The organism is Pseudoalteromonas luteoviolacea NCIMB 1942 (assembly GCF_001625595.1).
Classification (GTDB): domain Bacteria; phylum Pseudomonadota; class Gammaproteobacteria; order Enterobacterales; family Alteromonadaceae; genus Pseudoalteromonas; species Pseudoalteromonas luteoviolacea_A.
In genome coordinates this window covers 14,345-31,681 of the sequence record NZ_AUXT01000171.1, presented here as the reverse complement: position 1 = coordinate 31,681, position 17,337 = coordinate 14,345, and the positions used below count along the sequence as shown (strand labels likewise).

Genomic DNA, 17,337 nt, shown 5'->3' with positions numbered 1-17,337 from the left:
GAAGATAAATTCACTTCATTTGCCAATACTGTGAATTTTGAAAAAATATAACAATCCAATCATTAACATTCTAAAATGCATGATTTCTTCTTTTCTCTGCTAAATTAATCAACGCCAAGTTAATAAAATACAGGTGCAAATAAAAAATTGAAAAAAACAACATTAAAGATAAATATAAATTACTTACAATCCCAAAATATTCAATTTACTTCAAAAGCTATATTGCTTTAGATTTAAAAGTGTCATTATTTTTTTTCATATTGGTTACTAGGCATGAGTGGCTTTTGCGCAAGCTTTTAGCTAAAAGTAAGCCCGTAAGAGTAATACCCTACCCCTCTTTTTCTCAAAAACTTGAGAAATCCAGCTAGCCGTCATATGATTTGTGTTTGGACTTCTCATGGATAGTAATTCAGCTAGTACAGGCAAATATGGATATCAGGATAGATGAAAACCAGTAAGCTCAGTATCAGATTACTGTGGTATATCACTCCATTGGTGATCCTTCCTCTTTTATTTTTGGGTGGCTTTACGCTAACCAATGTAACTAGCTCCACGCAAAAACAGGCTAAATTAATTGTTAGCCGATTTGTTGAACAACAGCAACAAAAAATGTTCAACTACATGGAAATCTACCAGTCCACCACGAAACTGCTATCGACTTCTCCTGTACTCAGCGACTTTTTACTCACAGCACCACATGAAAACCAAACTAAGACCAAAAGGTTAGGTGCTTTGATGGACGTTTTCGCAAGCTACAGCGAAGCTTATCCCGATATAATCAGTATCAACTTGGTGGACTCTCAAGGTAATAGTGCTGCATTTTATTCCAGTAACTTAAGCTTTGCCCCCGAAGAATACCCCTTTTTTGATCAAGTAATTAAAAGTAACTTACGTCAGCAGCAATACATGCTACCCGCGAAAGAAGGTGGCACCCAACTATATTTTGTACAGCAAATTTATAGCGTAAACTTCCACCTCAAAAGACCTCAGCGTCAAGGCTATATTATCGTTCAAGTAGCCCCTTCTATCATTTCAAGCAGCATATTAGAGGCACCATATGACAACACACTTAACTTACTTGTCTCAGGACAGGGGGAAGTACTGTTTTCATCAGATGGACACTTCGCACAGAGTTACTTAAGCGATCAAGAAATGGCACAAATCAGCTCACTGGCAGATCGAGGCAAGCTGGACTCAATTGTGTTGCCTTCTGTTGATGAGCTTAAGCGCATGACTTACAGTGCACAATTGAGCGGCGGTTATTATTATATTTCAACGATACCAAAGAGTATTTTGTACCAATCAGGTAAGGCCATCAGCCTCATCACCGCCTTGATTGTTATCTTGTCTGTTGTCACTCTGCCCGTGCTTATTTTTATCGTTGTTCGCAATCTACTACTGACGCCAATTGAATTACTAGGAGAAGCGAGCCATCGCGTTGGGGATGGTGATTTATCGGTATTTTTACCTGCCCATGAAGATGATGAAGTCGGTACATTATTTGACGACTTTAATCACATGGTAAAGCAAATACGAGACTTCCAAGGCGAACTTGAAGATTACAAACTTCACCTTGAAGAAAAGGTAGAGAATCGTACCCGTGCGCTAGAGGAAATGAACCAACAGCTGGAAGTAGCTATTACAGAAGCTGAGCAGGCCAACCAGCTTAAGAGCCGATTTTTAGCCAACATGAGCCATGAGATCCGCACCCCGCTTACCGCAATTATGGGGTTCACTGAGCAGCTGCTACATAACCCACAAGCAAAAAATGCGGAGCTTCATCTCGATACGATTTTACGCAATTCAAAGCACTTGTTGGAACTTATCAACAACATCCTTGACCTATCCAAAATCGAAGCCGAAAAGCTAGAAGTTGAACAAAAAGAAATCGAGTTTTTACCACTGCTCAAAGATGTTGAGTCTATCATTTTGCCAATGGCAGAAGAAAAACAGCTCGATTTTATGCTCGACTATAACTTCCCGTTACCAAAAGTGCTCAACAGTGACGAAACGCGACTAAAACAAATTTTACTCAATATTGCCAGTAATGCGGTCAAGTTTACAGAGCAAGGCAGTATCATTGTCGGCATAGACTTTAAAACAGGTTCAGGTCAATTTGTATTTGTCGTTAAAGACACTGGTATTGGGATGTCTGAGAGTGAAATGGAGAGAGTCTTTAAACCATTCGAACAGGCGGATACCACAACTACTCGGCGATTTGGTGGAACGGGGCTAGGCTTGTGTATTTCTAAAAGCCTCGCGCAATTACTCGGCGGAGATGTTCAAGTAGCCAGTGAGCAAGGTAATGGCAGTGTATTTTCAATCAGTATTGCAGCTAATCATCAAACCACTAATATTGAGTGGATAGATTGTGACTCGTATATTCACAATCAAATTAGTAGCACTCAAGAGCTGGCTGAAAAACAACTTGAAGCCAATATCTTACTTGCGGAAGACAATAAAGATAACCAAGAGCTCATTACCCTGCTATTAAATACTTGGGGACTAGTACCGGATATCGCTAACAATGGCGCAGAAGCCGTTGAAATGTCACTAGTAAATGACTACGACCTCATTTTAATGGATATGCAAATGCCTGTTATGGGGGGCTTAGAGGCAACCGATATGCTTAGACATGCCGCTTATGATGGCCCTATTGTGGCGTTAACCGCCAATATTATGAAAAATGACATCGACAACTACCTTGCCGCTGGGTGCGATGCAACGCTTGGTAAACCCATTGATAGAGAAAAGCTTGGCGCTGTACTGCTTGAGTTTTTGCAAGTGGATAATGACAATTTATCTAAGTGGAACAATTTACTGGAAAGTGAAAAATTTTTACAGATTAGTCAAAATTATCTCGAAAAACTACCAGAGCAAATGGAGCTCGTAGAATCATTGTATTGTGAGCAAGATTGGGAATCTCTGCGCGCATTGGCACACAGTCTAAAAGGCAGTGCCGGCTGTTTCGGATTTAAAAATATTCACAGCGCCGCAGGCGAGCTTGAGAATAGCCTCAGAGACAATAATAAGGCGCAATGGCAATATGCTACCTTGAGCCTCGTACAGGCCATAAAATACACTTTGAGTAACGAAGAAGTACAACTGCAAACAGCACGATAGCCTAGACTACTGCCTCGCTTGTCCGGCAAATTGTAGGCCCATTAAAATCGCATCTTCTTTACCATCAGCGGTAGAGTAGTAGTTTTTACGTTTACCCATCACCGCTAACCCCACTTTTGCATACAATGCGATGGCTGGCGTATTGGAGGCGCGTACTTCTAAAAATAGATTTTCAGCTTGCTCTTCCACACAACGTGCTATCAATGATTGCATTAATAATTTGGCGAGCCCCTGTCCTTGCTTTTGTGGATGTACACATATATTCATCAGCGTGTAATCAGGGCCCGCTCGCTCAGCAATATAGTAGCCAATTAATTCACCGTCATAAGTCAGTGCTGCATTGAAGTAACGTCCTCCAATACATGACGCCAAGGTCTTTTCACTCCATGGGTGTGGATGGCTTGCCACTTCTACAGTCATGATGTCAGATATTGCATGCTGACTCAGCATATCATTACTTGGAACTCGCATCACAAATCACTCGCCATAATTGTTTTTTCTGCTCGGCATTTAACTGCGCCTCAGGTAAATGCAATTTATTATCTATCAATACAATTAGCTCACCATGCGCAAATTCCAATTCATCGGAATGTATTGCAAGTAAAATATCTTGTTTTAATTGTCCAGATAGGACTAATGGAACTGGATCTGATTGCTGTTGATCAGCAGCTTTATCTGTTGAATATTGAGTTTTGAGTTTTAATGGTGTGACACCGAGCAACTGAGCTTGAATTGGATGCATTATAAAAACACTTTTTTAATGAGTCTAAATGTAATATCTGAAAGAATCAATGAAGTGTAGGATTTGAAGTGGCAGGGGCGGCAGGACTCGAACCCGCAACCATCGGTTTTGGAGACCGCTGTTCTACCAATTGGAACTACGCCCCTGCAATGTCGACGCATTATAATGAGCTTTCGAAAAAGGTAAAGAGAAAAAATGCATTTTTTTGTTTGTTTGCACTATAAATAAACAAAAAGGCGAATATTCATCATATTCGCCCTTTTTTTACGCTATTTGCAGCAACTTAAATGGAGGTTATTCCCACTCAATTGTCGCTGGTGGCTTGCCAGAAATATCGTAAACCACACGAGAGATCCCGTCGATTTCGTTGATGATACGGTTTGAAACAAGCCCTAAGAAGTCATATGGTAGATGTGACCAACGCGCCGTCATAAAGTCGATTGTTTCTACACAACGTAGTGATACTACCCAATCGTACTTACGTGCATCACCCATAACACCCACAGAGCGAACCGGTAGGAATACAGTGAATGCTTGAGATACTTTGTGGTAAATATCCGCTTTGTGTAGCTCTTCAATGAAGATAGCATCTGCACTACGAAGTAAATCACAGTATTCTTTCTTGATTTCACCAAGTACACGTACACCAAGACCAGGTCCTGGGAATGGGTGACGGTAAAGCATATCGTAAGGTAAACCTAACTCAAGGCCAATCTTACGTACTTCATCTTTAAACAGCTCGCGAAGAGGCTCTACTAGACCCATTTCCATATCGTCAGGCAGGCCACCTACGTTATGGTGAGACTTGATCACGTGCGCCTTACCTGTTTTAGACGCCGCTGACTCGATTACGTCTGGGTAAATTGTACCTTGCGCTAACCATTTAGCATTTTTCAACTTTTTAGATTCAGCATCGAATACGTCAATGAACGTATGGCCAATTGCTTTACGCTTATCTTCAGGATCAGAAAGACCAGCTAGGTCATTTAGGAACTGCTCTTCAGCATCCACTTTGATGATATTCAGGCCGAACTTATCACCAAACATTTCCATTACTTGCTGACCTTCGTTTAAACGAAGTAAACCGTTATCAACAAATACACACGTTAACTTTTTACCAATCGCACGGTGGATAAGCATTGCCACAACTGAAGAGTCGACACCACCAGATAGACCCAAGATAACTTCATCATCGCCTACTTTTTCTTTGATACGCTCAACAGCATCTTCGATGATTTGCGAAGGAGTCCAAAGCTTTTCACAGCCACAGATATCAATGGCAAAACGCTCTAGTAAACGTGTACCTTGCTGTGTATGTGTAACTTCTGGGTGGAACTGTACGCCGTAAAAACGTTTCTCTTCCCAAGACATCGCCGCATTCGGGCAAGTATCCGTTTTTGCACTTGTTACGAAAGTATCAGGGATCTCAACAACTTTATCACCGTGGCTCATCCACACATCTAACTGGCCAACACCCTCTTCAATATGGTCTTCAATCGCTTCGAATAGTGCACAGTTACCAACTTTTTCAACTTTAGCATAGCCAAACTCTTTCTTATCAGAGCTATGTACTTTACCACCAAGCTGCATAGCCATTGTTTGCATGCCGTAGCAAACGCCCAGTACAGGAACACCGGCTTCAAATACGTACTCAGGTGCACGCGGGCTATTTTCTTCTGTTGTCGACTCTGGACCACCAGACAGGATGATACCCTGAGGATTGAATTCACGGATCTGCTCTTCCGTTACATCCCAAGCCCAAAGTTCACAGTAAACGCCAATTTCACGTACACGACGTGCGATCAACTGCGTGTATTGAGAACCGAAGTCTAAGATCAATATACGGGAATCATGGATGTCTTTGCTCATTGATAATCTCGTTAGTTAGGAAACGATAAAATTAGTAAAGCACAGCTAACCTGCTTTACCAGAATTAAAAAGGGCTAGCTGCTGCTAGCCCTGACAATTTTGCGGGCTCAACGCGCGTTGGCCAGCTTAACCTAAGCGATAGTTAGGCGCTTCTTTAGTGATCTGTACGTCGTGAACGTGAGACTCACCCATACCTGCTGACGTTACACGTACAAACTCAGGCTTAGTGTTTAGCTCTGCAATTGTTGCGCAACCAGTCAAACCCATTGCACTGCGAATGCCGCCGATTTGCTGGTGAATAATTGCTGCAATTGGACCTTTGTACGCAACACGGCCTTCAATACCCTCTGGTACTAGCTTGTCTGCCTGGTTGCTCTTCTGGAAATAACGGTCTGAAGAACCTTCTTTTTGATTCATTGCACCCAGAGAGCCCATACCGCGGTATGACTTGTAGTAACGGCCTTGGTAAAGCTCAACTTCACCCGGAGACTCTTCAGTACCAGCAAGCATTGAGCCCACCATCACACATGCTGCACCAGCAACTAATGCTTTGACGATATCACCTGAGAAGCGGATACCACCATCTGCAATAACTGGAACATCGCGATCTTTTAGTGCTTCAACTGCATCTGAAATAGCTGTAATTTGAGGTACACCACAACCAGTTACAATACGCGTAGTACAAATCGAGCCAGGGCCAATGCCCACTTTAACTGCATCAGCACCGGCATCTGCAAGTGCTAGAGCACCCGCACCCGTCGCTACGTTACCAGCAACAATTTGTAATTCTGGGTAAGCTGCGCGCGTTTCTTTTACACGGTCAATAACACCCTGAGAGTGACCATGTGATGTATCGATAAGTAAGATATCAACACCCGCTTCAACCAATGCAGCGATACGCTCATCAGTACCAGCGCCAACACCTACAGCTGCACCGACACGAAGACGACCTTGTGCATCTTTACATGCATTCGGTTTTTCTTGAGCTTTTTGATAATCTTTAACTGTGATCATGCCTTTAAGTGAAAATGCATCATCTACCACTAGGATTTTCTCGATACGGTGCTCGTGCATTAGGCCAAGAATCTCTTCACGACCCGCGCCTTCTTTTACAGTTACAAGATCAGCATTTTTAGTCATAACTGAAGAAACAGGCTTGTCTAATTGCGTTTCAAAACGCATGTCACGGCTAGTCACGATACCTTCCAGTTGGTTATCAGCACCAACGACAGGGAAACCTGAAAAACCTTTTTCATCAGCAAGTGCGATGGTTTCTGCAATTGTTTTATCCGCTGTAACTGTAACAGGGAAGGTAACAATACCAGCTTCATACGTTTTAACTTTACGTACGTTATCTGCTTGCTCTTCGATGGTCATGTTTTTGTGGACAAAACCAATGCCGCCTTCTTGCGCAAGGGCAATCGCTAAGCGCGCTTCAGTAACTGTGTCCATTGACGCAGAAACAAGTGGCAGGTTAAGCTCGATATTACGCGTAAGACGTGTTTTTAAACTCGCCGTGTGCGGTAGAACAGTTGAATGAGCGGGTACTAATAGTACGTCGTCAAAAGTAAGGGCTTCTTTTGCAATTCTTAGCATGTGTGCGGCTTCTCTCAAGTGAATTCTGAGTATAAGGAATTGCGTGCGCATTTTATCAGCGTTCCTTATGCGAGTAAACAAAATTTAGCAAAAAATATGGTAAAGTGTCTGTGAATTTTTTATGGAGTTAGGTATGTCATTGCCACAAAACAACAAAATTTATACAGTTTCGCGCCTAAACCGCGAAATTCGCAGTATATTAGAGCAAGGCTTTGCGTCACTTGAATTAACCGGCGAAATTTCAAACTTTGTCGCGCCAGCGTCTGGGCATTGGTATTTTTCACTAAAAGATGAAAAAGCTCAGATTAAAGCTGCCATGTGGCGCGGCAATAACCGTTATTGCAAATACCGTCCAGAAAATGGCGCGCAAGTACAAGTTAAAGCCCGCGTATCGGTATACGAACCGCGCGGTGACTATCAACTTATCGTAGAGCATATGGCACCTGCAGGAGAAGGGTTGCTTAAGCAAAAATTTGAAGCGCTGCAAATGCAGCTAGCCGCAGAGGGCCTTTTTAGCAGCCATCATAAAAAGCCCCTCCCTCAAGCTATCAATCGCATTGGTGTTGTGACTTCTGCAACAGGGGCTGCAATCAGAGATATTCTCTCGGTGCTTAAACGTCGTGCACCACAACTAGAAGTGCTGATTTACCCAGCGTTGGTGCAAGGGCAAGAGGCTGCGGCACAAATTGCCGAGAAAATTGCTCTGGCAAACAGGCGCAACGAAGTAGACGTGCTCATCGTTGGACGAGGCGGTGGTTCATTAGAAGATTTGTGGAGCTTCAACGAAGAGGTTGTTGCCCGTGCTATTTATGCCAGCGAACTGCCAATTATCAGTGCCGTAGGTCATGAGATAGATACCACTATCAGTGATTATGTGGCCGACATGCGTGCTGCGACGCCATCGGCGGCGGCAGAATTGGTCAGCCCCGATAGCAGCGAGCTTATTGCGTTTGTAAAAGATCGAAAGCATCGGCTTACTCAAGCTTTCAATCGCAAAATACTCAGTGAACAGCAACACATTGCTAGGTTGCAGCAGCGTTTAGGGTTGCAACACCCTAAAAGCCAGTTAATGCAACAAATGCAGCGTGTTGATGAGCTACAACAAAGATTAACCCGCGCTTTTCAGTATCAACAACACAAGTACCACAACGGCGTCAATGTACTCAATCAAAGGTTACTGCAATTCCATCCAGAAAAACGCCTTAGCATGGCTAAATCTAAACTTGAGCAGCTTGAGGTCGCCTTGAAAAATAGCATGAATAGCCACCAACAGAAGCGCCAGAATCAGCTTGCTCTGTTAGCGGCTAGACTTGACAGCGTTAGCCCCTTAGCGGTGCTATCTCGTGGCTATAGCATTACACAAATTAACCAACATGTATTGACCACCGTGGCAGATACAAAATCCGGAGATACACTCACCACGCAATTGAGTGATGGCCAAATTCACTCAACAATAACCAGTATTAAATCAAAATAGTATGGTGATTAGTATTCGCTCCGAAGTTCAGTACTGCGCTTTAAACTGAGGTGCACTTGCATTGATGGACCATTCTGAACCGCAGTAATGGTCTTAAACTGCCGCATCCAAGGCATTTTAATCAAGGCATTATGGACATGCAGCCAATGCTTATTGCCATCTTCCAACTCAAACGCCTGAAAACTCAATTGGCATACATGCGTTTTACATGCAACCTGTTTCATCTTAACGACTTCCTGTAACTCCGATATATAGAGAAAGTCTGCTGCCTGAATTTCAACTTCGCTGGCCCACAATTCATCGCGTTCTTGATATTCAAAAATACTTTGCAGCTTTGCGGCGATATTGCCTGTTGGCCGAGCTTGATGAGCTTGCATCTGCAGCTTTTTTATCTGCGCACGTAAAAAAGCGTTTTCTTGTTCGAGTGCTAACAAAGGGGTTTCTTGTACAGAAGGAGCCTGGCTTTCGGAAACTTGCTCAGGTCGAGGCAATGCAGGCTCATCGGCTTCGATAATCTCTGTGTTGTTTGAGTGGCTTTGCCTATCGTCTAAAACTGAAAGGCTAGTATTTGTCTCTGGTACCTCTGCAGGCACACGATCGTGATTTCCATTTGCGACCAAAATACCTATGCAAAATGCGCCGATTACGATACATAATTGGCGGATCATTTATCTAACCCTTCAACAAAGTTACAACATTGCACTTGTATGAGAATCGTTGATACGACTGACTGTATCATCTAAGAAGTTTTGATCCATGCTTTCAGCAGGACATGGACAGTTCGGTTTACCAACTACTTTGGCTGGGACCCCGACAACTGTGGTATGAGGAGCAACCGCTTTTAAAACAACTGAACCGGCACCAATACGAGCACCTTCTCCCACCTCAATGTTACCCAATACTTTAGCGCCAGCACCGATTAATACACCCGCTCTAATTTTCGGGTGGCGGTCACCTTGTTCGTTACCAGTACCACCTAATGTGACAGACTGTAGAATAGAAACATTATCTTCTATAACAGCAGTTTCACCGATGACTATACCAGTCGCATGGTCAAGCATAATACCATGACCGACTTTACAAGCAGGATGGATGTCAACACCAAATACCTCAGAGGTGCGACTTTGTACGAAACGGGCGAGTTCTTTGCGCTGTTGTCGCCATAGGCAGTAAGCGAGACGGTGTGCTTGTAATGCATGGAAACCCTTAAGATTTAATATCACGTTAAGATAACTATCGGCAGCGGGGTCTCGATCTTTAACAGCTTTTATATCATGCGCCACATGAGTCAGCATTCGGTCACAATCGACAAACGCCTGATCAAACAACTCTCGAATGGTAAACGCAGATACCACGGCATCAGCGAGCTTATTTGCAACAATAAAGCTTAAGGCGGCACCTAAGCATTCATGGTTTAACACACTCGAGTAGACATGACTTGCCAGTAGCGGCTCACGTTTAACCAATTCTTGTGCTTCATCTCTTAGTTGCTGCCAAATTTCGTGTCTCATAATTACCATATGTCTATCGTTAACGACCTAATACTTATCTTAACGCGCATCTTCTCGAATGCGCACTACTGTCAGGGAATTTTATCGTTATTAAATATAACTTAAGGTTCCTATAATGGTGTATTTATAATCATAAGCCAAGCATCTGGCTACAAAATAAGTACATTCAGTGAATTTCTCGGGTATTGACAGGAAGAACTGAGTAGCAATAAAAGAAAACGCCCCGCATAGCGAGGCGTTTTCTTACTCAAAAGCGGTTATTGAAACAATTCATCCGCCTTGATTACTTCAATGTTGTTAGCTGGTACAGATAGTTTGTAGCCTTCAACAATCTTATCTTCATCTAACAACGCCTGCGGTTTGCTAACATTGTATTTTAGCGGCGAGACTTGCTCACTCGCCAAACGCTGTTTCATATCTTCGCCATCGCCCGTAACAAATACATAGTGCATGTTGTCTGTTTGTAGATTTTCACGAATAACACGATTGACATCTTCCAAGCTCAAGGATGCCAATTGAGAGCGAACCAAATTAACAAAGTCCGCGGTGTTGTAGAACTGACTATCTAGCGCATAGCCCAGCTGTCTATCTTGACTTGCAACGAGTTGAGGTACGTAGTTGTTTAGGAAGTTACGCGTCGCTTCAAAGTCCTTTTCTGTCATGCCTTGCTTGATCAGCTTATCCAACTCATACACAGCTACACGCGTTGCGAAATGTGCGTCATTGTTCGAACGAAGTGGTCGTAACCAAACTTGGAAGATCTGCTCTGAACGGCCTAAGTTTGCATCAGGCATGGTTTGGAACATACCGCGAGGAAAATACTCAATATAGGCGTAATCACCATAATTCATACCACGAGTTTGACGAATACGGTCAAACAGGAATGCACCCGAATTGCGGTGTTCACCAAAATACGAACGTACTAGCCACAGTGCCGTCCAGTCTTTGCTACTGCGAATGGTATCAATTGGGAAACCAAAAGAAACCGCCGTAGATTTTGCACTTTTCTCTACTACCGTTGCATGAATGCCTTCCAATTTAGGGGCATCGTCTACACTGAGACGCTTTTGCTCACCTTTAGGTAATTTAGTTAAGTCTTTAATGAGCTCCGCTTTAAGTTCATTATTGAGCGCACCTGTAAGCCCGACATTCAGCTTAGCTTGTGTAAACTGACTTTGATAGAAGTCTTTAACATCCCCCAGCGTAAGCGCCTCTAAATCAGATAAGTCACCCAAGTTTAAGCTTTCATACGCATGACCTTGATAAAGTCGATGGTAGAGTACTTCTTTACCAAGCTCTTCATCATTAGAGGATTTCAAACCCGACTTAATACTATCTATCATCTCTTTTTTCAGACGATTAAAGTCATCTTCTCTGAAACCAGGGTTTAATAACTGCTCGCCGACTAATGCATACCACGACTCTGCGTTATCTTTGTGAACTCGACCACGTAAAGAGATCATCTCTTTGTCTACCTGATGAGACAAACTCCCTGCTAATGGATAAAGTGCTTTTTGAATTTCTTTGTAAGACTTGGTTGCACTACCACCCTTTGCCAACATTGCAGCAGTTAATGCGGCAAGGCCTTTTTTCCCTTCGGGATCTGCTGCTGCACCGGTATAAAATAACCAGTTTACATCCACCAGCGGAGCATTTGATGTTTTATCGAGTACAGTAAAATATTGCTTGGCTGGTTTGCTCATTTTCGCAGCTAATACATCAAGCTCAACTTCTTTTTCAAAGCCTTCGATTGTTTCAAGCGCTGACATCGTCACCGTATTTCGGCCGCTATCAACAAAGTATTGATTTGCAATATTACGAATGTCTTCTGGTGTAATGGTATCAGCCGTCGCGTACATCTGATTAATCACTTCAGGATCGCGCTCGAAGTGGACATAGCTTGCCAATGTGGAAGCTATGGCTTTTGAGGAGTCCATACTATTTGCAAAACTGTAACGCTGATTTGATTTTAGTGCTGCGAGCTTTTCTGCATCGACCAGCTCAGTGCGTGCACTCGCATACGTGCGATTTACAGCATCACGAACTGCGACCAGATCTTTCTCATCTTCAACTTTTACAAATACGTGTAACAAGCCTGGGTCTTTCGTTTCAGCATTATAAGTAATAAGTTGGGTCGCAATTTGTTTATCTACTACAAGCTCTTGATAAAGCTTCGAGTTTTCTGAAAAGTAAAGCTCTGAAATTAAATCAACCGCAGCGCGATCTTTTTTACTTGGCTGCCAAGCCGGGCCTTTATATGAAACTAGCAACCAGTGGCCAGGCTGTCCCTCATTGACTACATGTGTATATTTTGCAGCTTGTTGTTTTGGCTCCACAGGGATATCAGCTTGGTAGTCACCACGCTGCCACTCACCCCAGTGTTTTTTAACCATATCAACCGTTGCTTTTGGTTCCACATCACCCACGATGATAATTGTTGCATATTCTGGCTTGTAAAAACGCTCAAAAAACAGGTCCGCGTAGGCCATTTGATCTGGCATTGCTTCGATGTCTTCAAAGAACCCCATCGTCGTATGCTTGTATGTGTGCTCGTCATATGCGTTATCACGAACCGCACTGAGTAATTTGCGTAAAGGGTTAGCATTGTTTTTCAGATACTCCCCTTTCACCGTCAGAGCTTCTGTACGGAACTGCTCTTCACTAAAGTGTAAATTTTGGAAAATATCAGCCTGTATTCCCAACACCTTATCTAAGTGCTCTTTGGAAAAGCTCAAGTAGTAATTAGTGTAATCGTTGGTGGTGTATGCACGATTATCAACTCCTGAATTCTTAATAATGTCTTTATAAATTTGCTCAGGATATTTTTTTGATCCTTTAAACATCATGTGCTCAAAGAAATGCGCGAAGCCGGTTTTACCTTCTTCTATCTCGTTTCTTGAACCAACAGACACAGGGATCTGCAATGACACAACATCTGGATAATCGGTTTTAACTACCATAACTCGTAAGCCATTATCTAACTCTTCTAATACATAGTCATGAGAAAAAACTTTGTTGTTCGCTTGCTGTGTTGCAGCGATATTCTGTTGAGCCGATGATTGTGTGACATTGTTAGATGCACAACCTGCCAGTGCTAACGTCACCGCTAGACTGGTCGCTAAAAGCTTATATTTCATATGTGTCCCTAGTCTTTTTCTTGATGTTTTTTTATGCACGTAATTTTGTAAGCGCTTGTCAGTGACACAATTATGCATTAATGCCTCAATAAATCTGCATTATCACGACAAAAATTCAAAAATAGCCAAAAATTCTAAGTACTGAAGACATAAGTACAAAATAGCGCTACGACACCACACCATGAATTTAATTCAAGTTAATTGAATTTCTTTCATTAATAAAAATCTATCTAGACGTCTAAGTGGCTGCTATATTTACACCAGAAACTACGAATTGGCAGGAATGAGGACCATGGCATTATCACTGCAAGAGAAAATCTTAGACCCGAATCAAGGGGTATATTTAATCGGAACCACACCTCCAAAGCTGGGTACCGATAAAGAACAAGTACAAACCATTGCCACTAAACTACTGAATCGGCTACATGAAATTGAATATGACGGTGTTGTTATTTACGATATTCAAGATGAAAGTAGTCGCACGGATGTACCTCGCCCATTCCCATTTAAACAGACCGTTGATCCTTGTGAATATAGCCAAGTGGTTAGCGAGCTATCTAAATTAGATGTAATCACCTATAAAAGTGTTGCGCAAAGAGATCAAGGTGAATTCACACAATGGTTGCATAAAACAAAACAAGATTTTGGATTAAGTAATCTGGTGCTTGTTGGTAGCCCATCGTCCAAAGGGGATATTAAGTTAAGTTTGCCAGATGCATACCAAACGTTACGTGACCATCAAGATGACTTCTTTCTTGGCGGTGTGACGATTGCCGAGCGCCATGCCAGTAAACGAAATGAGCATGAGCGCTTAATTGACAAAACAACACAAGGATGCGAGTTCTTTATTTCTCAAGCCGTTTATGACGCGCAAGCAACCATAGATCTGCTAACAAGCTATGTACGCACATGTCGCCAGAAGGGCATTGAACCCAAGCGTATTATTTTAACTTTTACCCCATGCGGTGGTGAGAAAACATTGCAGTTTATGCAGTGGCTGGGTATTTCAGTACCAGAAGCAACCAAGTGGCGTATGTTAGATTCAGACAATACATTGAAAGAGTCGATTAAGATCTGCCGTGAGAACTTGGATTTAATCTTACGCAGCTGTGCTCAGCTCGATGTGCCTCTTGGACTAAACATTGAAAGTTTAACCAATCGCAAAGAAGAAATTGATGCTGCGATTAATTTATATCGATTATTGAAAGCTACCATGGAATTGAAATTGGCAGAAAAGCAAATCGCTTAAACAGTTATTAGTTAAAGATTCGTAGTAAAAAGCCCCTCAATGGGGCTTTTTTTATGGCTTAAATTGGAGAACCCGGTGGCATAGCAAGCGGTTTAAAGCTCTCTGACCACTTACCTCGTTTTAAAAAGTATTGAATATGTTCCCCTAAATATTGTTCAAACGCCTTTGATTCATCTGTGCTTGAGAACATAGACTGTTCCGTATACTCATCAGCCACTTGCTGCAAGTAATAACGTAATTGTGCTTGAACTTCTGGGTCAACTTTTGAACTGGCACTAAGCGCAGCCATTCTATGTGCTGTCAAATATTGAACTCGCTCGTTCAATTTTTTGGCCATTGGAGAGCTAGCAGTAGATTTAAACACGGCTTGGTGTAGCTTGATCAATAGTTCATTACTACCAAGATACTTGGTGTTTCTTGCGTATTGCTGGGCAACACGATTTAAACGCTCTGCATTTAATAACAGATCTAGTGTATGTAAACTTACCATTTCAGGCAAAGCCATCGCATCCAACGGCAAGCCTGTTCGACCATGCACACTTTCACGGTTACGAGATTCACCATAAGCTTTAGGTGGTATAACCGCCAGTACTGATTCAGGAATAGCCAAAGCTTCGGGCGTTAACGTTTCTAGAAGCGCATTCAATGCATCAGCCTGCTCTGACTTCGCCACAACTTCAGCACCTTTCAATGATCCCTCTCCACGCACTTCATAGTGATAATCAACACCACCGATAAGCTTAACTACAGACTCAACTTGATAGCGATGGAACAAATAAAGCGGAACGAGCTTCTCTTCAAGTTGAGATAACGCAACCCCATTTTGAATGTTATTTATACCAAATTGCGCCAGAGCTTGCTTGCGAATACCCAGCACTCTGCGCAGCTCTGTGGCAGGATCCGCGCCATTGTCCCACAAGTGGGCACCCGGGTGCGCCCCGCCTTTCGGTCTCGCATCGGCATCGGATATATACCCCAGACCAAGATCTTTGGTTTCCTGAATAACACCACTGAGTGCTTCAGCTTCATTGATAGCTGAGAAATCACTGTAGCCAAACTTTACAGCTTGAATATCCCAAGTGCCTATGCCTTTCGCATAGCCTTCACTGACGTCAAGTTTACCTTGAGCATCAAACTGTACTAATGGGTGTGGATAGTCCATCACAGAAGCTCGCCCGTCACCTGAAGCGGCAAAGTTGTGCGCAATACCTAAAGTATGACCGATTTCATGGGCACTGAGCTGACGAATACGGTCCAATGCCATTTCATGCAGTCGTTGAGTTACCTCATCACCTTTCATAAAGGGGGCAGCTAGCGCCTCTGCAATAAGAATGTCTTGACGTACACGAAGCGACCCTAAGGTCACGTGACCCTTAATAATTTCACCACTACGAGGGTCTACCACAGATGCACCATATGACCATCCACGAGTAGCCCTGTGAACCCATTGGATCACGTTATAGCGCACATCCATTGGATCGGCGTGTTCTGGTAATACTTTAACCTGAAATGCATCTTTATAGCCTGCGGCTTCAAAGGCTTGCTCCCACCAGCGAGCGCCATCAAGTAAAGCCGTTCTCACTGGCTCTGGTACACCTGGATCCAAATAGTAGACAATCGGTTTTACCGCTTCGGATATTTTTGCCGTTGGATCTTTCTTTTCTAGACGATGACGCGGGATGTATCGTACATACATAGACTCACCCAGTGGCGCAGAATAGTCTTTGTGCTCAATACTCCAAAAGCCAGATTGAGGATGAAATTGACGCGGCGTGTAGTTTTCATCAGGCAATGCTATCAACGAGTGCCTTTGGTGTACGGTAATCGCATAAGGGTCGGCAACTGCTTGACGTACATATTTTCCGGGGTCTTCACCTTTAAACGTTAGTACCGCTTCTAACTCCGTGTTTTTTACAAATGCTTTTGAGCGTTGTGAATATACCGCACTGCGATTTTTATCAAGGTTATAACTGCCCTGCTGAGTGGCTTTTAAGCGGCGACTTACACCATGCACGTCCGACAGCAAATAAGGGGTGTAATCAATAAGCACACTGTCTGAGTCCTCCGCGACAACCTTAAAGCCTTGCAAAATACTTGAAGCAAACGCTTCTTTCACACTTTGTTGCTCTGCACTGTTATCAGCACTAGCACGGTAGTAAGTGTTGTTGGCTCGAAGCATGACTTTATCACCAAATCGTTCAAATTGAACAAGGTGCGTGCCACCTAACTGACCTCTATCTAATCCGATGTCATTTGAACCAACTCCATAAGGCAAACTATGCTGTAATAAGAATGGCTGCGAAAGTTTATCTACATCTAAGTAGATTTTTCCGCTGCTTTTATCACTGTAAAACGAATAATAGCCCGGAAAATGATTAAACTTATCAGTAAATTCGTCTATGGACTTAATTGCTGCCTGAGCATGCGTTATCATAGGCAGTAACAAAGTCGAAACGAGGTAAGGTGTCATACGTCTCTTTATCATAATTGTGTCTTTGTTATTTCATGTTTTGTGATTGTTTTTTACCTAGTATATAAAATTGTATACAAAAAACAGTGAATCAAGACGAAATTAAGCGCAGCCTGCAGTGACACTCTCACATACACTTCACTGCGGCCCGACAAACGTTATC

General features: G+C 42.8%; 11 protein-coding genes and 1 tRNA gene. 3 read left to right on the top strand and 9 right to left on the bottom strand.

All coding sequences use genetic code 11. The features are described from left to right. Positions 1 to 444 precede the first annotated feature (444 nt). Entirely contained in the window at positions 445 to 3,123 is a 2,679-nt protein-coding gene (locus tag N482_RS13860) for a hybrid sensor histidine kinase/response regulator (protein ID WP_063377596.1), read from the top strand. A gap of 6 nt (positions 3,124 to 3,129) precedes the next feature. Here N482_RS13860 and rimI read toward each other — a convergent pair whose 3' ends face one another. The 5 genes from rimI to guaB form a co-directional block, all read right to left on the bottom strand. After that, entirely contained in the window at positions 3,130 to 3,594 is a 465-nt protein-coding gene (gene rimI, locus N482_RS13855; RefSeq protein ID WP_063377595.1) for a ribosomal protein S18-alanine N-acetyltransferase, read from the bottom strand. Then, positions 3,578 to 3,865, bottom strand: a complete 288-nt coding sequence (locus tag N482_RS13850; protein ID WP_063377594.1) for a hypothetical protein — start codon at positions 3,863 to 3,865, stop codon at positions 3,578 to 3,580. Before N482_RS13850 ends, rimI begins: the two co-directional genes overlap by 17 nt. 69 nt (positions 3,866 to 3,934) lie before the next feature. Continuing rightward, positions 3,935 to 4,011, bottom strand: a tRNA-Trp gene (locus N482_RS13845). Between the two features lie 148 nt (positions 4,012 to 4,159). Continuing rightward, on the bottom strand, positions 4,160 to 5,734 hold the full coding sequence (guaA, locus tag N482_RS13840; protein WP_063377593.1) for a glutamine-hydrolyzing GMP synthase: 1,575 nt from the start codon (positions 5,732 to 5,734) through the stop codon (positions 4,160 to 4,162). A 126-nt stretch (positions 5,735 to 5,860) separates the two neighbouring features. Continuing rightward, positions 5,861 to 7,330: an IMP dehydrogenase gene (gene guaB, locus N482_RS13835; protein WP_063377650.1), complete on the bottom strand. Its 1,470-nt coding sequence runs from the start codon at positions 7,328 to 7,330 to the stop codon at positions 5,861 to 5,863. Between the two features lie 133 nt (positions 7,331 to 7,463). Here guaB and xseA point away from each other — a divergent pair, with 133 nt between their 5' ends. Beyond that, positions 7,464 to 8,807: an exodeoxyribonuclease VII large subunit gene (gene xseA / locus N482_RS13830; RefSeq protein WP_063377592.1), complete on the top strand. Its 1,344-nt coding sequence runs from the start codon at positions 7,464 to 7,466 to the stop codon at positions 8,805 to 8,807. Positions 8,808 to 8,815: 8 nt separating this feature from the next. Here xseA and N482_RS13825 read toward each other — a convergent pair whose 3' ends face one another. The 3 genes from N482_RS13825 to N482_RS13815 all read right to left on the bottom strand — a co-directional run bounded on the left by N482_RS13825 (position 8,816) and on the right by N482_RS13815 (position 13,455). Next, on the bottom strand, positions 8,816 to 9,475 hold the full coding sequence (locus tag N482_RS13825) for a hypothetical protein (RefSeq protein ID WP_063377591.1): 660 nt from the start codon (positions 9,473 to 9,475) through the stop codon (positions 8,816 to 8,818). Positions 9,476 to 9,496: 21 nt separating this feature from the next. Further along, positions 9,497 to 10,318 (bottom strand): serine O-acetyltransferase, encoded by an 822-nt coding sequence (gene cysE / locus N482_RS13820; protein ID WP_063377590.1) that lies wholly within the window; start codon positions 10,316 to 10,318, stop codon positions 9,497 to 9,499. Between the two features lie 257 nt (positions 10,319 to 10,575). Next, positions 10,576 to 13,455, bottom strand: a complete 2,880-nt coding sequence (locus N482_RS13815) for a M16 family metallopeptidase (RefSeq protein ID WP_063377649.1) — start codon at positions 13,453 to 13,455, stop codon at positions 10,576 to 10,578. A gap of 292 nt (positions 13,456 to 13,747) precedes the next feature. Here N482_RS13815 and N482_RS13810 point away from each other — a divergent pair, with 292 nt between their 5' ends. Next, on the top strand, positions 13,748 to 14,704 hold the full coding sequence (locus N482_RS13810; protein ID WP_063377589.1) for a methylenetetrahydrofolate reductase: 957 nt from the start codon (positions 13,748 to 13,750) through the stop codon (positions 14,702 to 14,704). A 58-nt stretch (positions 14,705 to 14,762) separates the two neighbouring features. Here the strand turns inward: N482_RS13810 and N482_RS13805 are convergent, their stop codons facing one another. Further along, complete coding sequence (locus N482_RS13805) at positions 14,763 to 17,189, bottom strand: zinc-dependent metalloprotease (RefSeq protein WP_063377588.1); 2,427 nt, start codon at positions 17,187 to 17,189, stop codon at positions 14,763 to 14,765. Positions 17,190 to 17,337: the final 148 nt, after the last annotated feature.